This window comes from Acinetobacter sp. WY4 (assembly GCF_018438165.1).
GTDB lineage: Bacteria > Pseudomonadota > Gammaproteobacteria > Pseudomonadales > Moraxellaceae > Acinetobacter.
This window is the reverse complement of the sequence record NZ_CP053947.1, coordinates 811,155-833,216: the sequence shown is the minus strand read 5'-3', so window position 1 is coordinate 833,216 and position 22,062 is coordinate 811,155. Positions and strand designations below refer to the sequence as shown.

Sequence of the window (22,062 nt, the reverse complement as noted above, 5' to 3'; positions counted from 1 at the left end):
AGGTAATTCAGATAAGGAATTTTACATGGGCATCCGCATTACGGGTACGGGCTTATTCCATCCGGAACATGTCATCACCAATGAAGAATTAGTTGAAAGTTTAAATGCTTATGTGGAACTGTTTAATCACGAAAATGCTGACAAAATCGCTGCAGGCGAAGTTGAAGCACGTCGTGGTTCTAGTGCAGACTTTATTGAAAAAGCATCTGGCGTACAACGCCGTTATGTCGTAGAAAAATCAGGCATTCTTGATCCAAAACGCTTACGTCCTAATTTACGTGAACGTGCAGATGATGAAATTTCACTGCAAGCAGAATGGGGCGTAATCGCAGCCAAGCAGGCGATGGAAAATGCCGGTGTGACTGCCGAAGACATTGATATCGTGATCTTGTCATGTTCGAATTTGCAACGTGCTTATCCTGCCGTAGCCATCGAGATTCAAACCGCTCTAGGTATCAAAGGCTATGCCTATGACATGAACGTGGCGTGTTCTGCAGCAACATTTGGTCTTAAACAGGCTTATGATGCGATCAAAGCTGGCGCGAGCCGTGTGTTATTGGTGAATGTGGAAATTACTTCTGCACATACCGATTTCCGTTCACGTGATTGTCACTTTATTTTTGGTGATGTGGCAACCGCTTCAATTATTGAAAATACTGACAGCAAAACCGGTTTTGAAATTCTGGATTCTGAGTTGTTTACCCAGTTCTCGAATAACATCCGCAATAACTTTGGTTTCTTGAATACTTCTGAAAATGCTGACATTGACGACAAACGTTTCCGTCAGGATGGTCGTAAGGTATTTAAAGAAGTCTGTCCACTGGTTTCGAAAATGATTACTGCGCAACTGGAAAAGAATCAGATTGAGCCGACAGGTGTTAAACGCTTCTGGTTACATCAGGCCAATGCCAGCATGAATGAGCTGATCTTGAAACTGGTGGTCGGCAAAGAAAATGCCAAACCTGGTCTGGTGCCGATCATTTTGAATGAGTTTGCCAACACTTCTTCTGCCGGGGTGATCATTGCCTTGCACCGTACTGCACATGAAGTTGAAGATGGTGAATACGGTGTATTGTGTTCATTTGGTGCCGGTTATTCGGTGGGTTCGATTCTGGTCCAAAAGCGCGTGGCATAGTCCGGAGTAGATAAGGAGCAGACAGCTTGCAGGTCAAACATGATGGGCAATGGATTAGACGCTTAAGTGGCTTATCCAAATTATATTTTACCCCTACCTTTTTAGGGGCTGAATATATTGATGCCAGTCGGCCTGCAATGTATGTCGGTAATCATTCCATGTACGGCATCTTTGATTCGCCGATGCTGATTGATTATCTCTATAACGAACATAAGGTGGCTGTGGTCAGTATTGCGGATCATAGCCATTTTTATGTACCGTTATGGCGTGAAGCCGTGAAGCCGTGAAGCCGTGAAGAAGTTTGGGGTAGTTGATGGCATCCAGCATTATGTACGTGCTGTGATGCAGCAGGGTTATTCTATTCTGGTCTTTCCGGGAGGTGGACGCGAAGTACTCAAATGTCAGGGTGAACAGTATCAACTGATCTGGAAGCAACGCTACGGATTTTTAAAGCTGGCTCAGGAATTCAACTATGATATTGTCCCTTTTGCTGCGCTTGGTGGGGATGAAGTCTATGAGATTGGCTTTGATGCCAATAAGATCATCCAGCATAAATATTTTCAAAAACTCCTCAAAGTACCACAACTCAATAAATTATTACGTCAGGGCGATGTGATTCCATCTTTGCCTAAACGATTATTCCCAAAACGCCTGCCATTTTATTTTCAGTTTATGCCGCGACAATCGATTGCTCAGGTTCAGACTCAGGAAGAGCTGATTGCATTTCGACACAGCTTGCAGCAACATATTTATACCGGCTTGGCCGAGCTTAAGGCGCTACGTCAGCAAGACTAAAAAAGAAAAATTCTTCCTGTAAAATCTAGGCTATGATCTATTGAAATGTTCTATTTTTAGTAATGAGGATGCATGGACGGTTTTATAGTGCAAGTGATGCCATAATGTATTTTTAAGTGTTCACTGATTGGCGATCAAGGACTCAGCATGATCCAATATAAAAATAAGATGATTCTAAGATGACCGAGGTGTACGTATGGAACAGGAAAGCTTGGTAGCATCTTTAAGGATATTGGCACAACAATGTTTACGGATTTCTCCAGAGCTGAACCAGCTTTATCTTGATCAGATGGCAATAATTGGTCATCTGAATGCACAAAATTTAATAAAAATTCAGCAGGATCAGTGCCGGATTGAATTGCTGGATGGTCTGTTTTATATCCAGTTTCATACTCCCTATGCACTAGACTCTGGAGCTGCACCTGCTTTGGTTGACAGTCATTTTTATTTTCAGCAATGTAAGGCAGAAGCCCTGGAGGAATTCTTTTTACAGGATATCTATTTCCTGACTGGCGATTTAAAACCACAGCATTCGCTGTATTTACGCGACAAAGCCAAACAGTTACGTCAGCTTATCCTGGCTCAGGTTTATGCGTGGGTTAATGGCCTGGAACGGGTGTCCGAATTTCTGCAGCAAATGTCGATTGTTCAAGCTGAGATTATCGACCAGCAGCTGATCAAGGCCGGGTTGTATACAGCACCTGTCATGCAAAACTTTATTCAGGATGAACAAGAGATTCCACAGCAGATTCTTGAAAGCTTGCAACAGGCTTTTTCTTTGGAGTGTCTACAGCAGGATGAATTCCTGTCGATCCAGTCATTGATGGACAGTCTGGATGAGTTCTGTTTTAGCGCCGCACAGTTTTTGCCTCCGGCACTGTTCCGGATTATGTCGCTGTCTTTCGAAGAGCGCTTTAATCTGCATGAATTGAATGATCATACTGATGATATCTGTTTGCTATATCGGCATGCTGAGGAGCAAAGTAATTTGCTCGGTTTTGTCCGATTGATGAACCGGGACGTGTGGCATCGGGATGATTTATTATCCAAACGGAATTTCCTGGAAAATCATCCGTATTTATGGCAGAAAAAAGTAGCCCGATTGCCACTATTTGATTGTCATCGTGCCGTGAACTGGATCTTCAAGCAACCGGCCGAGGTACTGGACTGGATCAGTAATAATATCCAGCATAGCAGTGTACGCGTTGCAGTAACTGCCTTAAGTTTTGTAGACAGCCATCATATTCATCCCCAGATTATTTTGGCGACTTTGCAATATTTTCAATATGTCTCGGCGCGACTGTTTATTCATAGCATGCATGAATATGCAATCCAGCATGACTGGTTTCAGCATCAGTATAATCAGGCGGTGGTATTAAAAGGCACACGCCAATCGATTGAGGATCAGCGGATTGCGATTAGCCCTTCAATTCTGTATCTGGACGAATGGATGGAGCTGCTGCGCAATGTGGTTAAAATGGATGATCAGCTGACTAAAAAGGTTTATCTGAACTTGAGCCGGATGATGCAGGCTTATATGCAGCATTTATATAAAATTACGGCGCATTTACCCGATGAGGTTCTGGTGTATATTCAGCCTCAAAGCCAGCAGAATCGTGATTTCTATAATGTTCTGCACCGCTATCGCATTCCTTTTACTGAGTTCAGGCAGCTGTTTTATTTGCAAAGCGGGCATGTACGTGAGTCGCTATTTGACAGTTATGTGCGTGACTATCTGGTAGAGTATTTTTCCAGCCATACAGAAATACCGAAAAATCTGAGCTGGACCAGTTTGTTTAATCAGGCGGTCGTCTGGCATGATCAGGTTCAAAAGCAGGAAATGATCGCCAAGCTGAAAAAACAGTTCGCACTGGTGAACTGGACACCAATCACTCAGGTTTCATTTTTACTGTATTTCAACTGGCGTTTTGAAGAACTTAAAACTTTGGATCGGATTTTAGAGGAATCTAAAATTTTCAGGAACTGTCTGGCGGCAAGCTATGCTCAGCAAATTTTGGAAGGGCAGTATGTGGCCTTTCGTATGTCTCATCCTGCTGTGCGCCTACCCTTGATCTTGGGGTGTCAATTAGTGAATGGACAGGTGATTTTTGATCAGCTGGAATATCCGAATAACCAGAAAGCAGAAGCTGAATACAGTAATATCGCCATGCATTTTATTAACTGGCTCAACTTGCAGGCCTGACAGTTCAATACAGCTTGTTTTCCTCCATGACGCTTAACTTTTCCGCTAAAAATCGTTAGGCTATAGCCGTTCTTTTACGGTATTGCTCTTATGAAACAGGAAACTGCCCTTAAGTTACTCAAAGCAGGAGAAAATGTCTTTTTAACCGGCTCTGCCGGTGCAGGAAAAACTTATACGCTGAATCAATATATTAATTATTTAAAGGCGCGTAAAGTCGCCGTCGCCATTACTGCATCGACCGGGATTGCAGCCACGCATATGAACGGTATGACTATTCATACTTGGGCAGGCATTGGTATTAAAGACTTTTTGTCTGAAGAAGACTTAAAGCGGATGAAAGAGCGCAAATACTTAAAAGAACATCTGGAAAATGCGCAAGTCCTGATTATTGACGAAATTTCAATGCTGCATGCCAAGCAGCTGAATCTGGTCAATCAGGTACTGAAATATTTCAAGGAAAGTGATGAAGCCTTCGGTGGCATTCAGGTGATTGTGGCAGGGGACTTTTTCCAGTTACCCCCAGTCGGTAAAAATGATGAGCGCAACCGCGACAAATTCTGCTTTATGTCGGATGCCTGGGTCGAAGCCAAGTTTCGTGTCTGTTACCTGACCGAGCAGCATCGTCAGGGTAATGATTATCTGAATGATATCCTGAACGCGATTCGTGCGCAGGCGATTAGCCATGAACATCGCACGGCTTTACAGGCCACCCGACATCAAGAAATCGGCGAGACCTACACGCGCCTGTATACGCATAATATGGATGTGGACAGTATTAACTTTAAACATCTGAATGAAATTGACAATGATCCGCGTCAGTTTGATGCGCAGTGCGATGGCAATGAAAAGCTGATCGAGACCTTAAAATCCTCAGTGCGAGCACCTGAAGCATTGACCCTGAAAAAACATGCCAAAGTCATGTTTGTGAAAAACAACTTTGATATGGGGTATATCAATGGCAGTCTGGGCGAAGTGATCAGTTTTGAAGAGGATGATGAATATGGCGTGCTGCCCAAAGTCAAACTGACCGATGGCACTACATTGGTGGTTGAGCCTGAAACCTGGTCGGTAGACAATGAGGCCGGTAAAACCATTGCCAGTTTCCAGCAGATTCCATTGCGTCTGGCCTGGGCGATTACCATTCATAAATCACAAGGCATGACTTTGGAAGCCGCTGAAATTGATCTGAGTCATACGTTTGAAAAAGGACAGGGCTATGTCGCCTTATCCCGTTTGAAAAGCTTAAATGGCTTACGTTTAAAAGGCTTTAATGAACAGGCTTTGGAGCTCGACAGTCTGGCGATTAAAGCCGATCGCCGTTTTCAGGAACTTTCTGATAAAGCCGAAGCGAATTTCGAAAATGTCGATTTGACTGCGCAGCACAAAGCCTTTATCCGACATTGTGGCGGGACTTTGAATGAAGTTGAAATCCAGCGCAATGAGAAGAAAATTTCCAAGAATGGGGGTAAGCAAAGCTATGCCGCTGCAACGCTAGACGAAACGCGTGAACTGTTTGAAGAAGGTTATGAAATTGCCGATATCGCGACTGAACGTGGTTTGACCCCGGCAACCATCATCAATCATTTGGGACGTTTGCATAAAGAGCAGGGACTGGATATCTCGCTGGCACATCCGGGTGAGGAAGTGGTGGAGCAGGTTCGCAAGATTTATAAACGCCTGACCAAGCGTCAAAACTCGGAGCATTTTAATGATGACGGTTCTATTAAGTTGCGTCCGATTGTGGAATTGACCACGCCTAAAATGGCTTATGACCAGGTGCGTCTAGCACTACTATTTGTAGAATAATCATTAAAAGTGATGTTTAAGAGTTCTTAAGATGCACAGTTTATTCGTATACGGCACGCTTCGTCCGCAGCAACCCAATGCCCCTGTCATGGAGCGGATTGGGGGGAGCTGGAAAGCCGGTTATATTCGTGGGTATTTGCAGCAGCGTGGTTGGGGTGCTGAGCTGGGTAGCCCGGGTATTCAGCTCAGTGATTCGGGAGAGATTGTTCCGGGTTATGTATTCATATCCGAGAATCTTCCCCAATATTGGGATGAGCTGGATGCATTTGAAGGCGATGAATATCAACGTATCCCGGTTAAAGTATATTTGGAAAATGGTCAGACGATAGAAAGTTTGGTCTATGCTTTGAAAGATTAGACTGGGGTGTGTCATTTATTGAATTTCAAATTTTTATCAGGTCAGAGCTTCAAAGATCATAACTTTCCTTTGACTTGGTTTCAAAAGATTGAATTAATAAAGTATTCCGTTGATCTGATAGTATCTTCTGAGCAAGCCTGAAGCATTGCTTTAGAGCTTAGCGCAAGATAATCAACGGGTGGTCTGCATATTTCCGGTCATGTGATGTATTTTTGAGAAATTATTGCATACTGGGAATACGCGCTGATGATTTGTACATTTATTGTGTACTAATCAATAACGATAAAATCCCAGCCGCAATTAAAGGACCGACTGGAACACCGCGTAATACTGCTACACCAGCCACTGTGCCTAATAACAGTCCGGCCACCACATCTGGCTGATTTGACATCAGCTTCACTCCACGTCCGCCCAGCCAAGCAACAAAAACCCCAATCGCGATTGCCAGCAAAGACTTCCAGCTCAGGAAAGATTTGAGAATACTTTCTCCTGAAATTTTGCCACTGGCAATCGGTGTCAGAACACCAATGGTCAGAATAATAATGCCGATATTTAAACCATGCGCCTGTACATAAGGCAATAAACTGCTGAGAGGCGTGATTTTCAAAACGATTAACACCGCTGCAGCAATGGTGACGGCGCTATTGTGACTGAAAATACCGCAAGCCAGTAAAACCAAAAGAACAATCAGATTCAGATCAAGTTGCGACATAAGCGGGAGAGAAAGAATGAAAAATAAAGCTATTGTAGAGCTTTTCAACGCATGATACCTAGAAAACAGCGGAAGAAACCAAATTCATGACTGTTTCAGGATAGAATGCACAGGTCTTCACTCGATACAGGTATAAACAGATGCTATTGGAAAAAATGTTGCAGTCACAAGGTTTCGGCTCCCGCAAGCATTGTCAGCAACTGATTAAAAATGGTGCTGTTTCAATTCAAGATGAAGTGGTTGACAATCCTAAATATAACCTGGATTTAAATCATTTAAATTTCGAGGTTTATGGTAAAAGTCATACCTATCGGGAAAAAGTTTATATCGCCTTAAACAAACCACAAGGCTACGAGTGTTCGCATCAGGCGACGCATCATTTTAGTGTGTTTGACCTGTTTGATGACATTTTGCTGAATCGGGGGATTCAGTGTGTAGGCCGTCTGGATCAGGATACCACCGGACTATTATTGCTGACCGATGATGGACAGTTTCTGCAAGCGCTCACCCATCCGAAAAAGCATGTCGCCAAAGTTTATCAGATGCAAACTGCGGATGCCGTCACGGATGAACAGATTCAGCAACTAGAACAAGGTGTTGAATTAAGAAATGAAAAAGGCATTTTTTCAGCTACCGAAGTGACACGATTGGCTGAAAATCGTCTGCAAATGACCATTCATCAGGGCGTCTATCATCAGGTGAAGCGCATGTTGGCTGCCGTAGGCAATAAAGTTGAACAATTGCACCGTGCACAGATTGGTGCTTTGGCCTTGCCTGAACTGGTTGAAGGGGAATGGCTGTATTTAAATGCTGAACAGGTGGCGCAGGCCAAATTCCGCTCGGAATAATAAATTTTTTATTCGCTTGAAATGTGATGAAAAGATTAGGACTTATTTCAGGAAACAGTGATAAGTCTGAAATTCATCATCCTTGATAAATCCCATGGATTCGTACAATTTATGCGATTGATAATTGTTTTTTTGGGTTTCCAGGGTGATTCTTAAGGCCTGTTCATGTTTGGCAAATAAAATCGCGGTATCAATCAGTTGTTTGGCTGCGCCCTGACGCCGAAAAACCGGCGTGATATAAACATCATCCAGAATATAATAGGTCGAGCAGGCCACTGAGGAAAAACCCAGATACAGGATAATAAAGCCGGTAAAAGTATCATCTTTGGTATTAATGAAAATGACGGTCTGCCCATCTTCAAAACGCTGTTTTAAAAATTGGTAAGAGAGTTCAGGATTGGAAGACGTACCATAAAACTGTCGATATTCATCAAATAATACCGCCAGCTGATTCAGGTCTGCTGACTGGGCGCGTCGTACAAGCATTGCATGCTCCATGCTAATTTTTTATTGATTATCAGCATCAAGCATAGCGAAGTTTATGAGTGGCAGGCTTTAGAAATTGTTCGGAAATGCAACAATGTTAAATTTTGTCGCTTTCACCCAAAATGGCATTCAGTTCTTCAAATAAATCAAGATGATCATCATCCATCTGGATCTCCTGATCATCGAGTAGATTCAGGGCAGAACTGGAAAGCGCATTTTGCTCGGTTTTCGCTTCATTTTGTTTCAGCTTGCGCAGTCGGATCAGCTGTTCCAGATTGATATTCTGGTTTTCAATCGAGAAGGGGATCGATTTGGTAATCACCACCTGCTTGAAAAAAAGACGCACGGCCTGAGCTGGCGTAATCCCCAATTGCTTAAATACCGCAAAGGCTTGTTTCTTCTCTTGCGAGTCCAAGCGAATTTGATAAACTTCAGTTTTTCTCATAATATTTTTAAAGCTTTAAATTACTTAACTTTTCGCCTTTATTCTAATCAATTACGTTTGAAATTCAATCTTAAAGCGACCGATTTTAGAAAATAATCTGTAATGACAAGTGATTTACAGTGTCAATTCAAGTTGCGAGCTGAAATTCATGCTTTTCTGCGTGATCGGATCAACAAATTGAATATGTTTGGCCAATAAACTTAAAGGTGCAGAAAAATCATCTTCCGCCTTGTGCACTACTTGGGGGTAAAAGGGATCGTGCTGAATCGGAATACCCAGATGATTCAAGTGCACCCGTAATTGATGCTGCTTGCCAGTATGCGGTTTTAGCTCGTATTTGGCCCATTCTGTATTATGTTCCAGCAGATCAATCGCCGTCTCGCTATTCGGCGTTCCGTCTAGCACGTGCATGATATAAAAGGGCTGTCCCTTTTCCATTCTTAATCGCGTGATCAATGGAAATTTTAAATCAGGTTGATAAGCTGCAATCGCATGATAGGTTTTTTGCACCTGCCGTGTAGCAAATAATTGCTGATACAGACCACGCGATTCCACGCATTTTGAAATCAGAACTACACCTGCCGTTTCACGATCCAGCCGGTGAATGGGCGTTAAATGTTCATTACCGGTTTGTTTTTTAAGACGAACCAATAGCGTTTCCTGCACATATTGTCCGGTCGGACTCATGGTCAAAAAATGCGGTTTATCGACCACCATGAAATGCTCATTTTCAAATAAAATCTGATGTTGAAAAGGAACATGCACTTCATGTGCCAAAAAACGGTAATAAAAACAGTGACTATTGGCCTGAAATGGACTTTCTGTGTTTAATTGATTGCCCTGAGCATCATAGACCAGACCCTCGTTGAAACGGGATTGCCATTCATCTGCTGCGATATGCGCAAATTGCGTGCATAAATAAGCAAAAACTGTCAGGGACGCATCCGGACTGGCTGGCAAAAATACTTTACTGGCACTGACCCCATTGAGCATGGGCGGGTTAAATTCAACAGTTGGTTGCATGGCAGGCAGATTAACCTCTTAAGGAACAGATGCTGTGAAAAAATACAGTTTCTCACACGGGTGAATAGGCTTTTAAAGCGTGGCGATGCTATCATATTTATTCTTTTGCATCATGTCGTGAGTAATATGCCTTATTCATTTAATGTCACTTTAAATCATGAAGACGATACCCAAAAACTAGCCAAGGTTCTGGCGGAGAATTTCCCTGCGGGGGTCGTGTATCTGATTGGTGACCTAGGGGCAGGAAAAACGACGTTAACACGTTATTATTTGCAACAGCTGGGTCATCAAGGTTCAGTGAAAAGTCCAACTTATACACTGGTCGAACCCTATCAAATTAATGGTCAGGATATTTTTCATTTTGACTTGTATCGTCTGAATGATCCGTATGAACTGGAACTGATGGGAATCCGGGATTATCTGGAAACACCGAATGCGCTATTTTTGTTTGAATGGCCATCCAAAGGTGGCGATGAAATTCCGCAAGCTGACCTGATTATTGAAATTTTAAAATCTGAAGATGAACTTACCCGTACTGCAAGCCTGATTTCATCGAATCTTGCTTTACGAGAGGCTCTGGAGCGTCAATTTTCACATGTCGAATGATTTAAGTCTGCGCCGTATTCGTGCCCTTGATCCTGCACTTGCCAACCAGATTGCCGCAGGTGAGGTGATTGAACGTCCGGCTTCTGTGGTCAAGGAGTTACTGGAAAACTCGATTGATGCGGGGGCGACAGAGCTGATCATTCGGGTCGAACAGGGCGGCAGTACTTTAATTGAAATCATCGACAATGGACGCGGAATTCATCATGAGGATTTACCGCTGGCCGTGATGCGTCATGCCACCAGCAAAATCCAGAGTGCTGATGAGCTGTATGCGATTAGCAGTCTGGGCTTTCGTGGCGAAGCACTGGCGTCGATAGCAGCAGTTTCACGCCTGACCATGATCAGCAGTCAAAGTGACGAGGGCATCGGTTATCAGGTCGAAGTCAATGGCACGGCTTTTGATCATCAGGAAATTCAGGCTGTTGCGGCCTCAAAAGGGACGCATATCCGGGTTCAGGATTTGTTTTTTAATGTGCCTGCACGGCGTAAATTCCTGAAAAAACCGGGCACTGAATTTAGTCATATCGAAGAAATTGTGCGCCGTATGGCACTGACGCATTTTGATATCCGTTTTGTGCTAGAACATAATGAAAGCATCAAACTGAATTTACCCGTGGCGGATAGCGGCGCTTTGCGTTTTCAGCGGGTACAGCAATTGCTTGGCCGCCAGTTTACTGAAAATGCCTACTGGATGGATGCAGACAGTATCAACATGCGTTTGTCTGGCTGGCTTGGCCATCCTTCAGATGCACGTGCACAGGCTGATTTGCAGTATGTCTATGTAAATGGCCGGATTATCAAAGACAAAACCATTTCCCATGCCTTGCGTATGGCCTATGACGGCATTTTGCATGGCCATCAGCATGCAGCCTATTTACTGTTTTTAGAAGTTGATCCAGAAAATATCGATGTGAACGTCCATCCGACCAAGCATGAAATTCGCTTCCTGAATCAACGTGAAGTACACGAGTTTGTGCGGTATTATGCCAAGGAAACGCTGGCACAATTCCAGACTGCAACTGCGGATCTGGCCGAGGCGATGAAACAGGATCAACAGCCTAATTTTGTGACGTCACAACCACGTTATCAGGAGCAGTTCAGCCTGCATCAGACTGCGCATTCTCAGCCACAGGTGGTGAGAACGACATCTGCCTTAAGTGAAAATGAAACTTCAGATGTGCTGACCGATTTTGCATCTTCAGGTCCACAAACAGTGCATTATTCCCAAGATTACCGTAAATCTTATTCTGGTTCACAGCAGCTGAATAATGCCTTGCAAAGTTATTTAGCACCGCTCAGAGAAAGTTCGGAAACCGAAATATTCAGCCCTGAGCAGTCTTTTCAGACACATGTAAACACTAAAGTGGATGAGCATCCATTGGGCATTGCCATTGCCCAGTTACATGGTATCTACATTCTGGCACAAAATACCGAAGGTCTGATTATTGTCGATATGCATGCGGCGCATGAACGTATTGTTTTGCAGCAAATGAAATCAGCCTGGGATAAACCTGAATTCTGGACGTCACAGCAACTACTGATTCCAAAGGTCGTAAACATTAGCCGGATGCAGGCGATGCGGGTAGAAGAGCTGAAAGAGCAACTCGCACGTTTGGGTCTGGAAATTGATCAGTATGGTGATGAGCAAGTCATTGTACGTGGTGTGCCGGCTATTCTACACAAGGCGGATTTTGATGCCCTGATTCCTGAATTATTGAATGATTTAGATCCGGGTGATCAGGCACAAAGTCTATTGCAGAAGCGTGACCAGATTCTGGCAGGCATGGCCTGTCATGGTGCAGTGCGAGCGCATCGTATCCTAAGTTTGTCTGAAATGAATGCCTTGCTGCGTCAGATGGAACAAACCGAATTTGCCAGTCAATGTAATCATGGTCGTCCGACTTGGCGCGCCTTTCCATTGGCTCAACTAGATAAACTTTTTGCTCGAGGAGAGTAGTTTTACATGTCCAATCAATTGCCGGTCATCAATTTAATGGGGCCAACTGCAAGTGGTAAAACCGCTTTGGCATGTGAACTGTATGAGCAAGGGGGATTTGAGCTGATTTCGGTCGATTCTGCACTGGTTTATCGGGAAATGGACATTGGTACAGCCAAACCTTCTAAAGAGGAACTGGCGCGCTATCCGCATCATCTGATTGATATTATTAGTCCACTTGAAGTGTATTCTGCAGCCAACTTTGTCGAAGATGCTTGCCGCCTGATTGATGATATTCATGTGCGTGGTAAAACCCCGATTCTGGTTGGCGGAACCATGCTGTATTTTAAGGCCTTGCTTGAAGGTTTGTCAGATAACCTACCAAGTGCAGACTATGCTATCCGGGCAGAGATTGAAGCCAAGGGTGAGCAGGAGGGCTGGGAAGCGGTTTATGCAGAATTATGTGCAGTCGATCCGATTGCCGGTGAAAAATTCAAGGTTAGCGACAAGCAGCGCATTATTCGAGCCTTGGAAGTTTTTAAATTGACTGGTGAGCCGATTACAAAACTACAGGCAGAACAACCTAAAAACTTACCATATCGTTACAGTTTCCATAATTATGCACTGATGCCAGATCGGTTAGAATTACATGGGCGTATTGAACAACGTCTGGAAATTATGTGGAAAAGCGGTTTTTTAAATGAAGTTGTGAATTTAATTGAAAAATACGATTTTAATGAAAATTTACCTTCCATGCGTTCAGTGGGTTATCGTCAGGCTATGGAATTCTTAAAAAATGCTGATAAAACCAAGGAAAAGCAACGGGAAATGGAGGATAAAGCTTTATTTGCGACACGACAACTTGCAAAACGTCAATATACGTGGTTAAGGTCTTTGCAAGAAAAGCATAAATTTACAACATATTTTACGCTACAGCAGGCTCAAGAAGACTTGCGAAACTGTCACGGATAAAGCAAAATTTAGGAACTATCTTTTTTATAATTTTTAATTGAAAAATAGAGATAGTTTTTGCGCTGATTTTTAATTTTTTTTGGAGTTATAACATGTCTAAAGGTCAAACTTTACAAGATCCATTCTTGAATTCTCTCCGTAAGGAACGTATCCCAGTATCTATCTTCCTGGTAAACGGTATTAAATTACAAGGTCATATCGAATCTTTTGACCAATACGTGGTTTTATTAAAAAATACAGTAAGCCAAATGGTTTATAAGCATGCAATTTCAACTGTAGTACCTGCACGTAATCCACGTCCTGCTGGCGCGCCTGCTGGTCCACAAGGTGCGGGCTTCGGTGGTCAAGGTGCTGCAGGTGGCTTTGGTGGCGGTCAAGGTGCTGGCGGCTTCGGTGGTCAAGGTGGCTTCGGCGGTCAAGGTGGCTTCGGCGGTCAAGGTGGCTTTGGCGGTCAAAGCGGTGGCTTCGGCGGTCAAGGCGGCTTCGGTGGTCAAGGTGCTGGTTTTGGTGGTCAAGGCGGCTTCAGTGGTCAAGGTGCTGGCTTTGGTGGTCAAGGTGCTGGTTTTGACAACGATACTAAATTTGAAGACTCTTCAGACGATGAAAACAATCGTTAATTGAGTTTGAAAATTAAAAAACCTCTCAATGAGAGGTTTTTTTATATCTGTACGTTTTAAGCTGTTTAAATAAAAAAGCCAACGAGATGTCGTTGGCTTTTTAAGATTCTGGTAAGGCTTAACGGTTACGTTTAGGATCCAGTTGAGGATCTTTGATTTCTACATAAGCATTATTGCGCGTTTCACGTAACCAGCTGTCTAATTCGGCATCAAATTGACGTTCACCCAGTAATTGACGGGCCATACGTTCTTGATATTCTTGTGTCATATCTTGTTGACGTGTTTCACTCACTTGCAGAATATGCCAGCCAAACTGGGATTGAAACGGTTTACTGAACTGACCTACTGGGGTGCTTTTCATTTGCTGTTCAAATTCAGGCACCATCACACCTGGGCTAACCCAACCAAGACTTCCGCCATCACGAGCCGAGCCAGTATCATTAGAGAAAGTTGAAGCTAAAACAGTAAAATCTTCACCTTGTTTCAGGCGATTATACAGACTGTCAATCATCTGCTTGGCATTTTCAGGACTGACCACTTCAGACGGTTGAATCAGAATGTGTCGTGTTAAATATTGAGGAACCAAGGCTTTCTGTTCACCACCTTTACGTTCCAAGAGCTTCAGAACATGTACACCATCAGCCACAGGAATCAGTTCAGACGTCTGACCCGGTTGCAGGGTGGTCACGCGCGCAGCCAGTTCTGCTGGAATTTCTGACAGGTTTCTCACACCCATATCAGCAGCTTCGACTTTAACGCCGCCAGTGCTGTACTTTTTGCTGATCGCCTGAATGTCATTGCTGCTATTTAATTCTTGCTTTACCTTTGTTGCAATTTGTTCAGCATTTTCACCGCTTACCCGTAAATGCAGTACATGGACCTGACTGCCAAGCAAAGCTTGACCTTGCGGGGTATTTAGGAAGTTTTTAACATCTTGATCTGTAATTTGAATACGTGAAGTCACGATTTGTTGACGTAAACGATTCAGTGCTAAATCTTCAGCGATACGGTTACGTAAAGAAGCATAGGTATTGGGCGCCATGGCATCCAGTTTCTGCTGGAATGCTTCCAGACTCGGTGAACCAGAATCACGGGCAACTTTCAGGACGGCTTCATTTAAAGCTTTTTCATCTGGACGAATATTATAACGTTTAACTTGTTCAAGCTGTGCCTGACGAATAATCAGTTGCTCTAAAGCTTGTTGCTCAAGATATTGTTGTAGTGGAACTGCCTTTTTCTGTTTTTGCAGCTGATGTGAGATTTCGGCTACACCTTGAGCCAGGTCACTACGTAGAATGATACTATTGTCGACTACAGCTACAACTTCATCTTTAGGTTGGGCAACAGCAAAAGTCGTCATCGCTGAAGAAAGGCATAGCGCAAGTGCGGTTGCTTTAAAAATTTGTTTTAACTGTTTTGTCTTCATTAACGTTCTGTCCAAGTTTGATTGATATTGTTAAAACCTAGAATACGATTTTCTAGTAATGAGGTGAGTTTGCTGCTTAACCCACCTAAGCCTTTCAGGCTGACTTCGGCCATAATAGCGCGTTTGGCTTTGACGCTTGAATCATTAACGTCGTCTAAGTCATTGTAATATGAGCGACCGTAAACAGAAACTCCCCAACAGCATGACTCATAGTTCACGCCAAGTAAATATTCCCGTGCGACACTATTGTCGAGGTCAAACTGGGCATGTCCAACCAGACGCCAGTTGTTGGCAATCGGCTGAATAAATGAACCCACCACATGATCATAGCTCTTTTGACGGTTCGGAATATCTTTGCGATAGAAATAGCCTAGGTTATAAAGATTGCCTTGCTCACCGGTATAATAAACCTGCAAATCTCGTTGGGCATTCGATCCATTCGACATCCAGCTTGAGTTCAGATTAACGTGAACATTATTTGACAGCTGGCTGGTCAGTTGAATTACAGGGCCAGTATGACTTTCACGGTCGAATTCATCTGCATCATTTTCCAACGTTACACGGCGATCTTCAAAGAAAAAGCTCTGTCCAACGCTGGCACGCAGGCGCTCCAGACCCTCTTCATTAAATAGGCTATAGCTCAGACCTAAGGAGGCAAAGTTGTTGTCTTCCAGGCGGTCATTACCATAAAAGCGACGCGCACTGAAAAGTTGATCATAATTAATCGAAGCGACGACTGAATCAAAATTCGGCTGATTCTGTTGGTTCTCATAAGGTGAATACGCATAGAACAGACGAGGCGTTAAGGTCTGTAGATACGTACCTTCTTTTTCAAAAATTAAGCCGGTGTCCAGTGTAAATTGTGGCACCACAATCGAATTATTTTCACTAGACGCGCTACGGCTTTGGGTTTTTTCATCATAGAAAGTATTGATGTTGCGTACAGTCGCCTGAGGAATGAAGAATGACCACGGGGTAAAATGATTATAACGCACGGAAAACTCGTTATAGATCCGTGTACCACTTGGCTGATATACCTTCTCACCCGTTGGATCAGTATCGGCGAAATTTCTCAGGTCTTTCTGGAAATAAGCCGTATCGTTATTAAATTCAAGCTGTAATCCCAATGGATTGCCAGTTTTGTAATTGACTAAAAGCTGTGGCAAACGTGCATAAGGACGGTCTTCATCCAGTACAGTTGGATCTAGGGTTTGGAAGTCTTCGACTTTGAATTGTGCCTTTAAGCCAGGAATACCATTTTTATAATTGACTTCCCAGGCACGGCGTAAGTTCAGGTCAGTTTTAGAGTTCGGGTTATTGTCCAGATCGGCAAAGTAATCTTTGTCTGAAGCGTAGTTATATTCAAGGTTGGTGGAAAGCTGATTATTGATCTGCCAGTTATGTAAGAAATGCAGGCTTTTACGGTCTTCGTCGCTATAGCTTTCATCGGAAGGTAAATAACCTCCCCAAATACGGCCTTCACCATAATTCTCAGTCAGATAACGGAACTCGCCATCCAGCATTACCCCACGATCGCCAATATAACGCGGCGTAATTGTCGCATCATATTGTGGTGCTAAATTCAGGTAAACCGGAACACCCAGTTCCAGACCACCATCATTGGTAAAGCCAAATGTCGGCGTCAGAATACCGGTAGTGCGGCGGTCATCAATCGGGAAGTTGAAATAGGGAACCGCTAAAACCGGAACATCTTTAACATACAACTTGGTATTCCGGGTTTCACCCCGTCCGGTTTCCTGATTCAGCTTGATCTTTTCTGCCTGGATTTTCCAAGTCGGTTTTTGCTCAGGTGGACAGGTGGTATAGGTCGCATTTTCCAGTTCTACCGTCTCGGTCGAGGTTCTGGCGATCTTTTCTGCCCGACCATGCGCATGTTGCTGCTCGGCAATATAGAAGCTGTTATTCAGGTCGCCTTCTTGGGTCTTTAAATTATAATTAATATCATCACTTTGTGAGAGCAGGCCACCCTGAGCAAGTTGTACCCGACCTTCTGCTTTGGCATAGGTCTGGGTTTGATCAATCGTTACGCGTTCAGCACGAATCTGGCGACCTTGCTGGTCAATGATGACATTGCCTTCTAAATAAGAGTCACCTGCTGGATTGTAGTGACCATAATCTGCAGTAATGGTGGATGTAGCCTGATCTGGCGCAACGGTTGCTGCATCTGGAGCAATCGGGGTCACCCAGGTGCCTTCACAATAAGCTGAACTTAAGTATTTTTCCTGCCGCTGCTGTGCCTCAGCTGAGGATTTGTCGACATAGTATTGCGAAAAGAATGCTTCACCTGGATAGGTCTCATTTATGCGCTGTTTGAGTTGTTCTGCATTTACATCGGACGAGACATTTGATGCAGCATAGCCGGAGGCTGAGCTGCCACATAAAAGGGTTAAGATCGCAGTCGCTAGAGGATTTATTTTAAAGTGATGCTTCATTTGTCTCATTAACCAATCATGCTTTTATCGCAATTAATTATTGTCGCATCATAGAGAAAAAGTTGATAAGTAGCTACACTTAGCACTTTAAAAACTCAGCCTGTATTAGAATTAATTGCAAATGAATACACAACGCGAACAATTGATACAATCTTGGATTGCCTCTGTACTCGGTTCAGATCAATTTGAAACTCATTTTTTAGCAGGTGATGCCAGCTTTCGTCGTTATGCACGAATCAAACTGAATAATAAAACATTTATGCTGATGGATGCACCACCAGAAAAAGAAGATTGTGTGCCTTTTGTGACGATAGATGATTTTTTTGATGCACATGGCGTACGTGTTCCGCATATCGTGGCAAAAGACCTGGAAAATGGCTTTTTACTGCTCGAAGACTTTGGTGATGTATTGCTGTCGAATCTGCTGAATGACGAGACTGTAGATGCCTATTATGAGCAAAGTTTTAAACAGCTGATTCAGCTGCAATCGATCGCTGGAGAAGGATATTTCCCGGCATATTCTTATGAAAAACTGATCTCAGAAATGGAATTACTGACTGACTGGATGTTGCCAGCGTTAAAGGTTCAACCGACTGAATCAGAAAGCGCCTTGATCAAGCGTACCTTTGCAATTCTGGCCAATGCCGCTTTGGCACAACCTCAGGTCATTGTACATCGGGATTTCCATAGTCGTAACTTGATGAAAATCGACAATGAAACCGAACTCGGTGTGATTGATTTTCAGGATGCTGTGATTGGTGCGGATACTTATGACTTGATCTCGATTACCCGTGATGCCTATGTACAGTGGAATGCCGATCGTGTGTATCGCTGGTTCAAAAACTTTTATGACTTGTTGCCAGCATCTGCTAAAGAAGAGCGTGACTTTGAACAGTTTAAAAAAGACGCCGACATGATGGCGATTCAGCGTCATATCAAGATTTTAGGTATTTTTGTGCGTCTGTTTGAACGTGATGGCAAGTCGGGTTATCTGAAAGATTTACCACGTGTGATGTGGTATCTGCTTGAAGAATCTAAGGCTTATGCAGAACTAGAGCCATTCATGCAGTTTATGCGTGACAGAGTGATGCCTGCATTTGAAGCTAAATATGGCTCATATGAGGTGGCTGCCTGAATGAAAGCGATGATTTTGGCCGCAGGACTCGGTAATCGTATGCGGCCGCTAACGCTGCATACGCCAAAGCCTTTGCTGGAAGTTGGGGGCAAGCCCTTAATTGTCTGGCATATAGAGAAACTGGCTGCGATCGGTGTTACTGAAATTGTCATCAATACGGCTTGGCTCGGTGAAAAACTCGCAGAAGCTTTGGGCGATGGTTCACGATTTGGCATTAACATCCTTTGGTCACATGAGGGTGAAGGTCTGGAAACCGCTGGTGGAATCATTAATGCCTTGCCGCTACTCGGTGATGAACCTTTTATTCTGTTAAATGGTGATGTCTGGACCACGATGGATTTTGCACCTTTACTGGATATTGATCTAAAGGATAATTTGGCGCATCTCGTACTTGTGCAGAACCCTGAACAACACCCAGAGGGTGATTTCACGCTTGCAGAAGGTAAAGCTTATACCTTTGATCAGCAAGTCGGAGGTGAGAACCTGACTTTTAGTGGTGTATCCGTACTTGATCCGAAGATGTTCCAAGTCTTAGAGACTGGCAAACGTCCTTTGGCTCCGTTGCTAAAAGCAGCAATGCAGAATCAGCAGGTTGCAGCTTCTAAACTGGCAGGTATTTGGGTTGATGTGGGAACCCCAGAGCGTTTAACGGCACTGGATACGGCGATCCGTGAAGGGAAGTTTGCTTAAGTGAATATTCGCTAAGCACTGCCTACTGTGCCAATATAGAGAAAACGGTATACTTCCACCTAACTTTTTCGAGCGTAGATTGTTTATGCACATGTTTTTTCAAGAACTAAAGCAGGGTAGCCAGGCTTTGGGTTTAGAGCTATCTGATGAAGCTTTAAATTTATTACTCAAGTATCAGGATGCTTTGGTGCTGTGGAACAAAGCATACAATTTGACTGCAATCCGTGATCCTAAGGAAATGCTAGTCAAGCATCTGCTCGACAGTTTAAGTATTTTAAAGGACTTGCCAGCGGGTCGATTACTGGATATCGGTACCGGTGGTGGTATGCCGGGCATGATCATTGCTTTATGTCAGCCTGAGCGTGAATGTGTATTACTGGATTCTAACGGTAAAAAAATTCGTTTCCTCAAACAGTTTATTGCTGACTTAAAACTTAAAAATGTTATTGCTGTGCAAACGCGTGTAGAAAACGAAGACAGCATCAATGAGCTGGGTCAATTTGATGTGATTACCAGTCGTGCCTTTGCATCATTAACAGACTTTGTCGATGCTTCTAAGCCATATATGCACGAACAAACGATTATTGCCTCAATGAAAGGCTTAATTCCTGAAGATGAAGTTGCTACTTTAAAAAATGAATTTAGTTGTGAGATTATTGAACTTAAAGTTCCGCGCTTAGACGAACAGCGTCATTTACTTCTATTAAAACGTATTTAAGATTTTTAAAGGGATTGGGGGCAACATGGCACAAATTATTGCGATTGCAAACCAAAAAGGTGGTGTAGGTAAAACCACAACCGCAGTAAATTTGGCGGCATCTTTAGCTGTGTTAAAAAAACGTGTTTTGCTGGTCGATATGGATTCGCAAGGCAATGCGACCATGGGGTCTGGCATTCAGAAGAATGATCTGCTTTATTCGGTCACTGATGTACTGCTGGGTGAAGTGCCGATTGAAACGGCGATCTCTAAGGCGGAAGTGGGTTACAAGGTTCTTGGGGCAAACCGTGATCTGGCTGGGGTTGAGCTTGCGATTGCAGAGCAGGAAGGGCGCGAGTTCATTTTGCGTGATGCATTGCAGGAAATTGAAGGTTCGTTCGACTATATCATTGTTGACTGTGCGCCGAGTCTTAGCCTGATTACAGTGAATGCGTTGGCAGCCGTGGATGGTGTGCTGATTCCGATGCAATGTGAATACTATGCACTGGAAGGTCTGGCGGATTTAACCCAGACGATTGACCGGATTCAGCAAGCATTGAATCCAGACCTGCAAATTGTTGGTGTATTACGTACGATGTACGATGCACGCAATGCCTTGACCCGTGATGTCTCTGAAGAATTAGAACAATATTTCGGTAAAAAGCTGTATGAAACCGTGATTCCACGGAATATCCGTCTGGCTGAAGCGCCAGCACACGGTTTGCCGGTGATTTATTTTGAAAAAAGCTCAAAGGGTGCAGTTGCTTACTTAAATCTGGCAGCTGAAGTATTAAAGAAAAGCAAAGTGAAAAAAGGAAGTAAAGCATGACCGTCAAGAAACGTGGACTCGCCAAAGGTCGTGGCTTGGATGCCTTGCTGGGATCAATTCAAAAAGAAAAATTACAGATGGAAGCCCAAGGCATTGATCATGGTCAGCTAAAACAGATCGATGTAAACTTGCTCAAGCGCGGTGAATACCAGCCACGCCGTTATATTAACGAGCAGGATTTGCAAGAACTGGCGGCATCGATTGAAAAGCATGGCATCATGCAGCCAATCGTGATCCGACCGGTTGACGATGAGCGCTATCCGTATGAAATTATTGCAGGTGAGCGTCGCTGGCGTGCGGCACAGTTAGCGGGTTTAACCGAAATTCCTGCGATTGTACGGGATCTGAATGATCAGGTTGCCATTGCACTGGCGCTGATTGAAAACATTCAGCGTCAAGATCTGAATCCGATTGATCAGGCGCTGGCCTTACAGCGTTTCCATGAAGAATTTGGTTTAAGCCATCAGGAGATTGCAGATACCGTTGGTAAAGCGCGTACGACAGTGAGTAACCTACTTCGCCTGCTCAGCTTGGCTGAAGAAGTGAAAGACTTTATGCAACAAGGTTTGCTGGATATGGGGCATGCACGTGCGATCTTAACCTTAAAAGCTAAAGATCAGCTCAAAGTTGTAGATATCGTAATTGAAAAAAGTCTGTCTGTGCGTCAAACCGAGCAGTTAGTCCGTGATTTCAATACACCTAAACAAGAAAAAGTAAAAGAAGCCGTAGCACCGGATATTCAGCAATTGACTCAGCGCCTTTCAGAGCGTTTCAGTGCAGATGTTAAAATTGACTATAACAAGCAAGGTAAAGGGAAACTGGTTATTAGCTATCACTCTTTAGAAGAGCTGGATGGCATTCTTTCTATTTTAGAAGATGAATAATTTATA

20 protein-coding genes and 1 pseudogene are annotated in these 22,062 nt (G+C 43.6%); 15 read left to right on the top strand and 6 right to left on the bottom strand.

What is annotated here, in order from left to right; translation table 11 throughout:
- Nucleotides 1–25 precede the first annotated feature (25 nt).
- From G4D73_RS03895 to G4D73_RS03875, 5 genes and pseudogenes are all read left to right on the top strand, one after another.
- Nucleotides 26–1,135, top strand: coding sequence for a beta-ketoacyl-ACP synthase III (locus tag G4D73_RS03895; RefSeq protein ID WP_213687426.1), 1,110 nt, complete (start codon nt 26–28; stop codon nt 1,133–1,135).
- 26 nt (nt 1,136–1,161) lie between these two features.
- A pseudogene (locus tag G4D73_RS03890) lies at nt 1,162–1,930 on the top strand (1-acyl-sn-glycerol-3-phosphate acyltransferase).
- 196 nt (nt 1,931–2,126) lie between these two features.
- Entirely contained in the window at nt 2,127–4,133 is a 2,007-nt protein-coding gene (locus tag G4D73_RS03885) for a hypothetical protein (RefSeq protein WP_213687425.1), read from the top strand.
- Nucleotides 4,134–4,223: 90 nt separating this feature from the next.
- Nucleotides 4,224–5,939 carry an AAA family ATPase gene (locus tag G4D73_RS03880; protein WP_213687424.1) on the top strand — a complete coding sequence of 572 codons (1,716 nt, stop codon included), beginning with the start codon at nt 4,224–4,226 and terminating at the stop codon, nt 5,937–5,939.
- 31 nt (nt 5,940–5,970) lie between these two features.
- Entirely contained in the window at nt 5,971–6,297 is a 327-nt protein-coding gene (locus G4D73_RS03875) for a gamma-glutamylcyclotransferase family protein (RefSeq protein ID WP_085064566.1), read from the top strand.
- 259 nt (nt 6,298–6,556) lie between these two features.
- On the opposite strand, the gene G4D73_RS03870 is transcribed toward G4D73_RS03875, so the two are convergent.
- A complete protein-coding gene (locus tag G4D73_RS03870; protein ID WP_004645490.1) occupies nt 6,557–7,009 on the bottom strand; it encodes a DUF441 domain-containing protein in 453 nt (150 codons plus the stop codon).
- Between the two features lie 140 nt (nt 7,010–7,149).
- Here G4D73_RS03870 and G4D73_RS03865 point away from each other — a divergent pair, with 140 nt between their 5' ends.
- Nucleotides 7,150–7,857, top strand: coding sequence for a pseudouridine synthase (locus G4D73_RS03865; protein ID WP_213687423.1), 708 nt, complete (start codon nt 7,150–7,152; stop codon nt 7,855–7,857).
- 42 nt (nt 7,858–7,899) lie between these two features.
- On the opposite strand, the gene G4D73_RS03860 is transcribed toward G4D73_RS03865, so the two are convergent.
- From G4D73_RS03860 to G4D73_RS03850, 3 genes are all read right to left on the bottom strand, one after another.
- Nucleotides 7,900–8,343: a GNAT family N-acetyltransferase gene (locus G4D73_RS03860; RefSeq protein ID WP_004278907.1), complete on the bottom strand. Its 444-nt coding sequence runs from the start codon at nt 8,341–8,343 to the stop codon at nt 7,900–7,902.
- Nucleotides 8,344–8,440: 97 nt separating this feature from the next.
- The gene (locus G4D73_RS03855; RefSeq protein WP_213687422.1) at nt 8,441–8,788 is read right to left on the bottom strand and encodes a type II toxin-antitoxin system RelB/DinJ family antitoxin; all 348 of its coding nucleotides are present in this window, start codon (nt 8,786–8,788) and stop codon (nt 8,441–8,443) included.
- A 114-nt stretch (nt 8,789–8,902) separates the two neighbouring features.
- Nucleotides 8,903–9,811 carry a pseudouridine synthase gene (locus tag G4D73_RS03850; protein WP_213687421.1) on the bottom strand — a complete coding sequence of 303 codons (909 nt, stop codon included), beginning with the start codon at nt 9,809–9,811 and terminating at the stop codon, nt 8,903–8,905.
- A 126-nt stretch (nt 9,812–9,937) separates the two neighbouring features.
- Between G4D73_RS03850 and tsaE the strand changes: the two genes are divergently transcribed.
- From tsaE to hfq, 4 genes are all read left to right on the top strand, one after another.
- Nucleotides 9,938–10,417 (top strand): tRNA (adenosine(37)-N6)-threonylcarbamoyltransferase complex ATPase subunit type 1 TsaE, encoded by a 480-nt coding sequence (tsaE, locus tag G4D73_RS03845; protein ID WP_005097351.1) that lies wholly within the window; start codon nt 9,938–9,940, stop codon nt 10,415–10,417.
- Nucleotides 10,407–12,374 carry a DNA mismatch repair endonuclease MutL gene (gene mutL, locus G4D73_RS03840; RefSeq protein ID WP_213687420.1) on the top strand — a complete coding sequence of 656 codons (1,968 nt, stop codon included), beginning with the start codon at nt 10,407–10,409 and terminating at the stop codon, nt 12,372–12,374. Before tsaE ends, mutL begins: the two co-directional genes overlap by 11 nt.
- A 6-nt stretch (nt 12,375–12,380) precedes the next feature.
- Nucleotides 12,381–13,325 carry a tRNA (adenosine(37)-N6)-dimethylallyltransferase MiaA gene (gene miaA / locus G4D73_RS03835; protein ID WP_004645483.1) on the top strand — a complete coding sequence of 315 codons (945 nt, stop codon included), beginning with the start codon at nt 12,381–12,383 and terminating at the stop codon, nt 13,323–13,325.
- Nucleotides 13,326–13,417: 92 nt separating this feature from the next.
- The gene (gene hfq, locus G4D73_RS03830; protein ID WP_213687419.1) at nt 13,418–13,942 is read left to right on the top strand and encodes an RNA chaperone Hfq; all 525 of its coding nucleotides are present in this window, start codon (nt 13,418–13,420) and stop codon (nt 13,940–13,942) included.
- A gap of 118 nt (nt 13,943–14,060) precedes the next feature.
- Here the strand turns inward: hfq and G4D73_RS03825 are convergent, their stop codons facing one another.
- Together G4D73_RS03825 and G4D73_RS03820 are read right to left on the bottom strand one after the other, a co-directional pair.
- Nucleotides 14,061–15,368, bottom strand: coding sequence for a peptidylprolyl isomerase (locus tag G4D73_RS03825; protein WP_213687418.1), 1,308 nt, complete (start codon nt 15,366–15,368; stop codon nt 14,061–14,063).
- Nucleotides 15,368–17,821, bottom strand: coding sequence for an LPS-assembly protein LptD (locus G4D73_RS03820; RefSeq protein ID WP_213687417.1), 2,454 nt, complete (start codon nt 17,819–17,821; stop codon nt 15,368–15,370). Before G4D73_RS03820 ends, G4D73_RS03825 begins: the two co-directional genes overlap by 1 nt.
- Nucleotides 17,822–17,942: 121 nt before the next feature.
- On the opposite strand from G4D73_RS03820, the gene G4D73_RS03815 reads away from it, so the two are divergent.
- From G4D73_RS03815 to G4D73_RS03795, 5 genes are all read left to right on the top strand, one after another.
- Nucleotides 17,943–18,956 carry an aminoglycoside phosphotransferase family protein gene (locus G4D73_RS03815; protein WP_213687416.1) on the top strand — a complete coding sequence of 338 codons (1,014 nt, stop codon included), beginning with the start codon at nt 17,943–17,945 and terminating at the stop codon, nt 18,954–18,956.
- Nucleotides 18,957–19,646 carry an N-acetylmuramate alpha-1-phosphate uridylyltransferase MurU gene (gene murU / locus G4D73_RS03810; RefSeq protein ID WP_005247326.1) on the top strand — a complete coding sequence of 230 codons (690 nt, stop codon included), beginning with the start codon at nt 18,957–18,959 and terminating at the stop codon, nt 19,644–19,646.
- A gap of 85 nt (nt 19,647–19,731) precedes the next feature.
- Nucleotides 19,732–20,364 carry a 16S rRNA (guanine(527)-N(7))-methyltransferase RsmG gene (gene rsmG, locus G4D73_RS03805; protein WP_004645477.1) on the top strand — a complete coding sequence of 211 codons (633 nt, stop codon included), beginning with the start codon at nt 19,732–19,734 and terminating at the stop codon, nt 20,362–20,364.
- A gap of 25 nt (nt 20,365–20,389) precedes the next feature.
- Complete coding sequence (locus G4D73_RS03800; protein WP_004645476.1) at nt 20,390–21,172, top strand: ParA family protein; 783 nt, start codon at nt 20,390–20,392, stop codon at nt 21,170–21,172.
- A complete protein-coding gene (locus G4D73_RS03795; protein ID WP_213687415.1) occupies nt 21,169–22,056 on the top strand; it encodes a ParB/RepB/Spo0J family partition protein in 888 nt (295 codons plus the stop codon). Before G4D73_RS03800 ends, G4D73_RS03795 begins: the two co-directional genes overlap by 4 nt.
- The last annotated feature ends 6 nt before the right edge of the window (nt 22,057–22,062 follow it).

What these genes read in the sequence shown, in the direction of transcription:
- G4D73_RS03825 (WP_213687418.1), bottom strand. Translation starts at nt 15,368, where the DNA reads ATGAAGACAAAACAGTTAAAACAAATTTTTAAAGCAACCGCACTTGCG.
- G4D73_RS03870 (WP_004645490.1), bottom strand. Translation starts at nt 7,009, where the DNA reads ATGTCGCAACTTGATCTGAATCTGATTGTTCTTTTGGTTTTACTGGCT.
- rsmG (WP_004645477.1), top strand. Translation starts at nt 19,732, where the DNA reads ATGCACATGTTTTTTCAAGAACTAAAGCAGGGTAGCCAGGCTTTGGGT.
- G4D73_RS03855 (WP_213687422.1), bottom strand. Translation starts at nt 8,788, where the DNA reads ATGAGAAAAACTGAAGTTTATCAAATTCGCTTGGACTCGCAAGAGAAG.
- hfq (WP_213687419.1), top strand. Translation starts at nt 13,418, where the DNA reads ATGTCTAAAGGTCAAACTTTACAAGATCCATTCTTGAATTCTCTCCGT.
- G4D73_RS03880 (WP_213687424.1), top strand. Translation starts at nt 4,224, where the DNA reads ATGAAACAGGAAACTGCCCTTAAGTTACTCAAAGCAGGAGAAAATGTC.
- G4D73_RS03875 (WP_085064566.1), top strand. Translation starts at nt 5,971, where the DNA reads ATGCACAGTTTATTCGTATACGGCACGCTTCGTCCGCAGCAACCCAAT.
- G4D73_RS03815 (WP_213687416.1), top strand. Translation starts at nt 17,943, where the DNA reads ATGAATACACAACGCGAACAATTGATACAATCTTGGATTGCCTCTGTA.
- tsaE (WP_005097351.1), top strand. Translation starts at nt 9,938, where the DNA reads ATGCCTTATTCATTTAATGTCACTTTAAATCATGAAGACGATACCCAA.
- G4D73_RS03895 (WP_213687426.1), top strand. Translation starts at nt 26, where the DNA reads ATGGGCATCCGCATTACGGGTACGGGCTTATTCCATCCGGAACATGTC.
- G4D73_RS03800 (WP_004645476.1), top strand. Translation starts at nt 20,390, where the DNA reads ATGGCACAAATTATTGCGATTGCAAACCAAAAAGGTGGTGTAGGTAAA.
- G4D73_RS03850 (WP_213687421.1), bottom strand. Translation starts at nt 9,811, where the DNA reads ATGCAACCAACTGTTGAATTTAACCCGCCCATGCTCAATGGGGTCAGT.
- G4D73_RS03885 (WP_213687425.1), top strand. Translation starts at nt 2,127, where the DNA reads ATGGAACAGGAAAGCTTGGTAGCATCTTTAAGGATATTGGCACAACAA.
- miaA (WP_004645483.1), top strand. Translation starts at nt 12,381, where the DNA reads ATGTCCAATCAATTGCCGGTCATCAATTTAATGGGGCCAACTGCAAGT.
- G4D73_RS03860 (WP_004278907.1), bottom strand. Translation starts at nt 8,343, where the DNA reads ATGCTTGTACGACGCGCCCAGTCAGCAGACCTGAATCAGCTGGCGGTA.
- murU (WP_005247326.1), top strand. Translation starts at nt 18,957, where the DNA reads ATGAAAGCGATGATTTTGGCCGCAGGACTCGGTAATCGTATGCGGCCG.
- G4D73_RS03795 (WP_213687415.1), top strand. Translation starts at nt 21,169, where the DNA reads ATGACCGTCAAGAAACGTGGACTCGCCAAAGGTCGTGGCTTGGATGCC.
- G4D73_RS03820 (WP_213687417.1), bottom strand. Translation starts at nt 17,821, where the DNA reads ATGAAGCATCACTTTAAAATAAATCCTCTAGCGACTGCGATCTTAACC.
- mutL (WP_213687420.1), top strand. Translation starts at nt 10,407, where the DNA reads ATGTCGAATGATTTAAGTCTGCGCCGTATTCGTGCCCTTGATCCTGCA.
- G4D73_RS03865 (WP_213687423.1), top strand. Translation starts at nt 7,150, where the DNA reads ATGCTATTGGAAAAAATGTTGCAGTCACAAGGTTTCGGCTCCCGCAAG.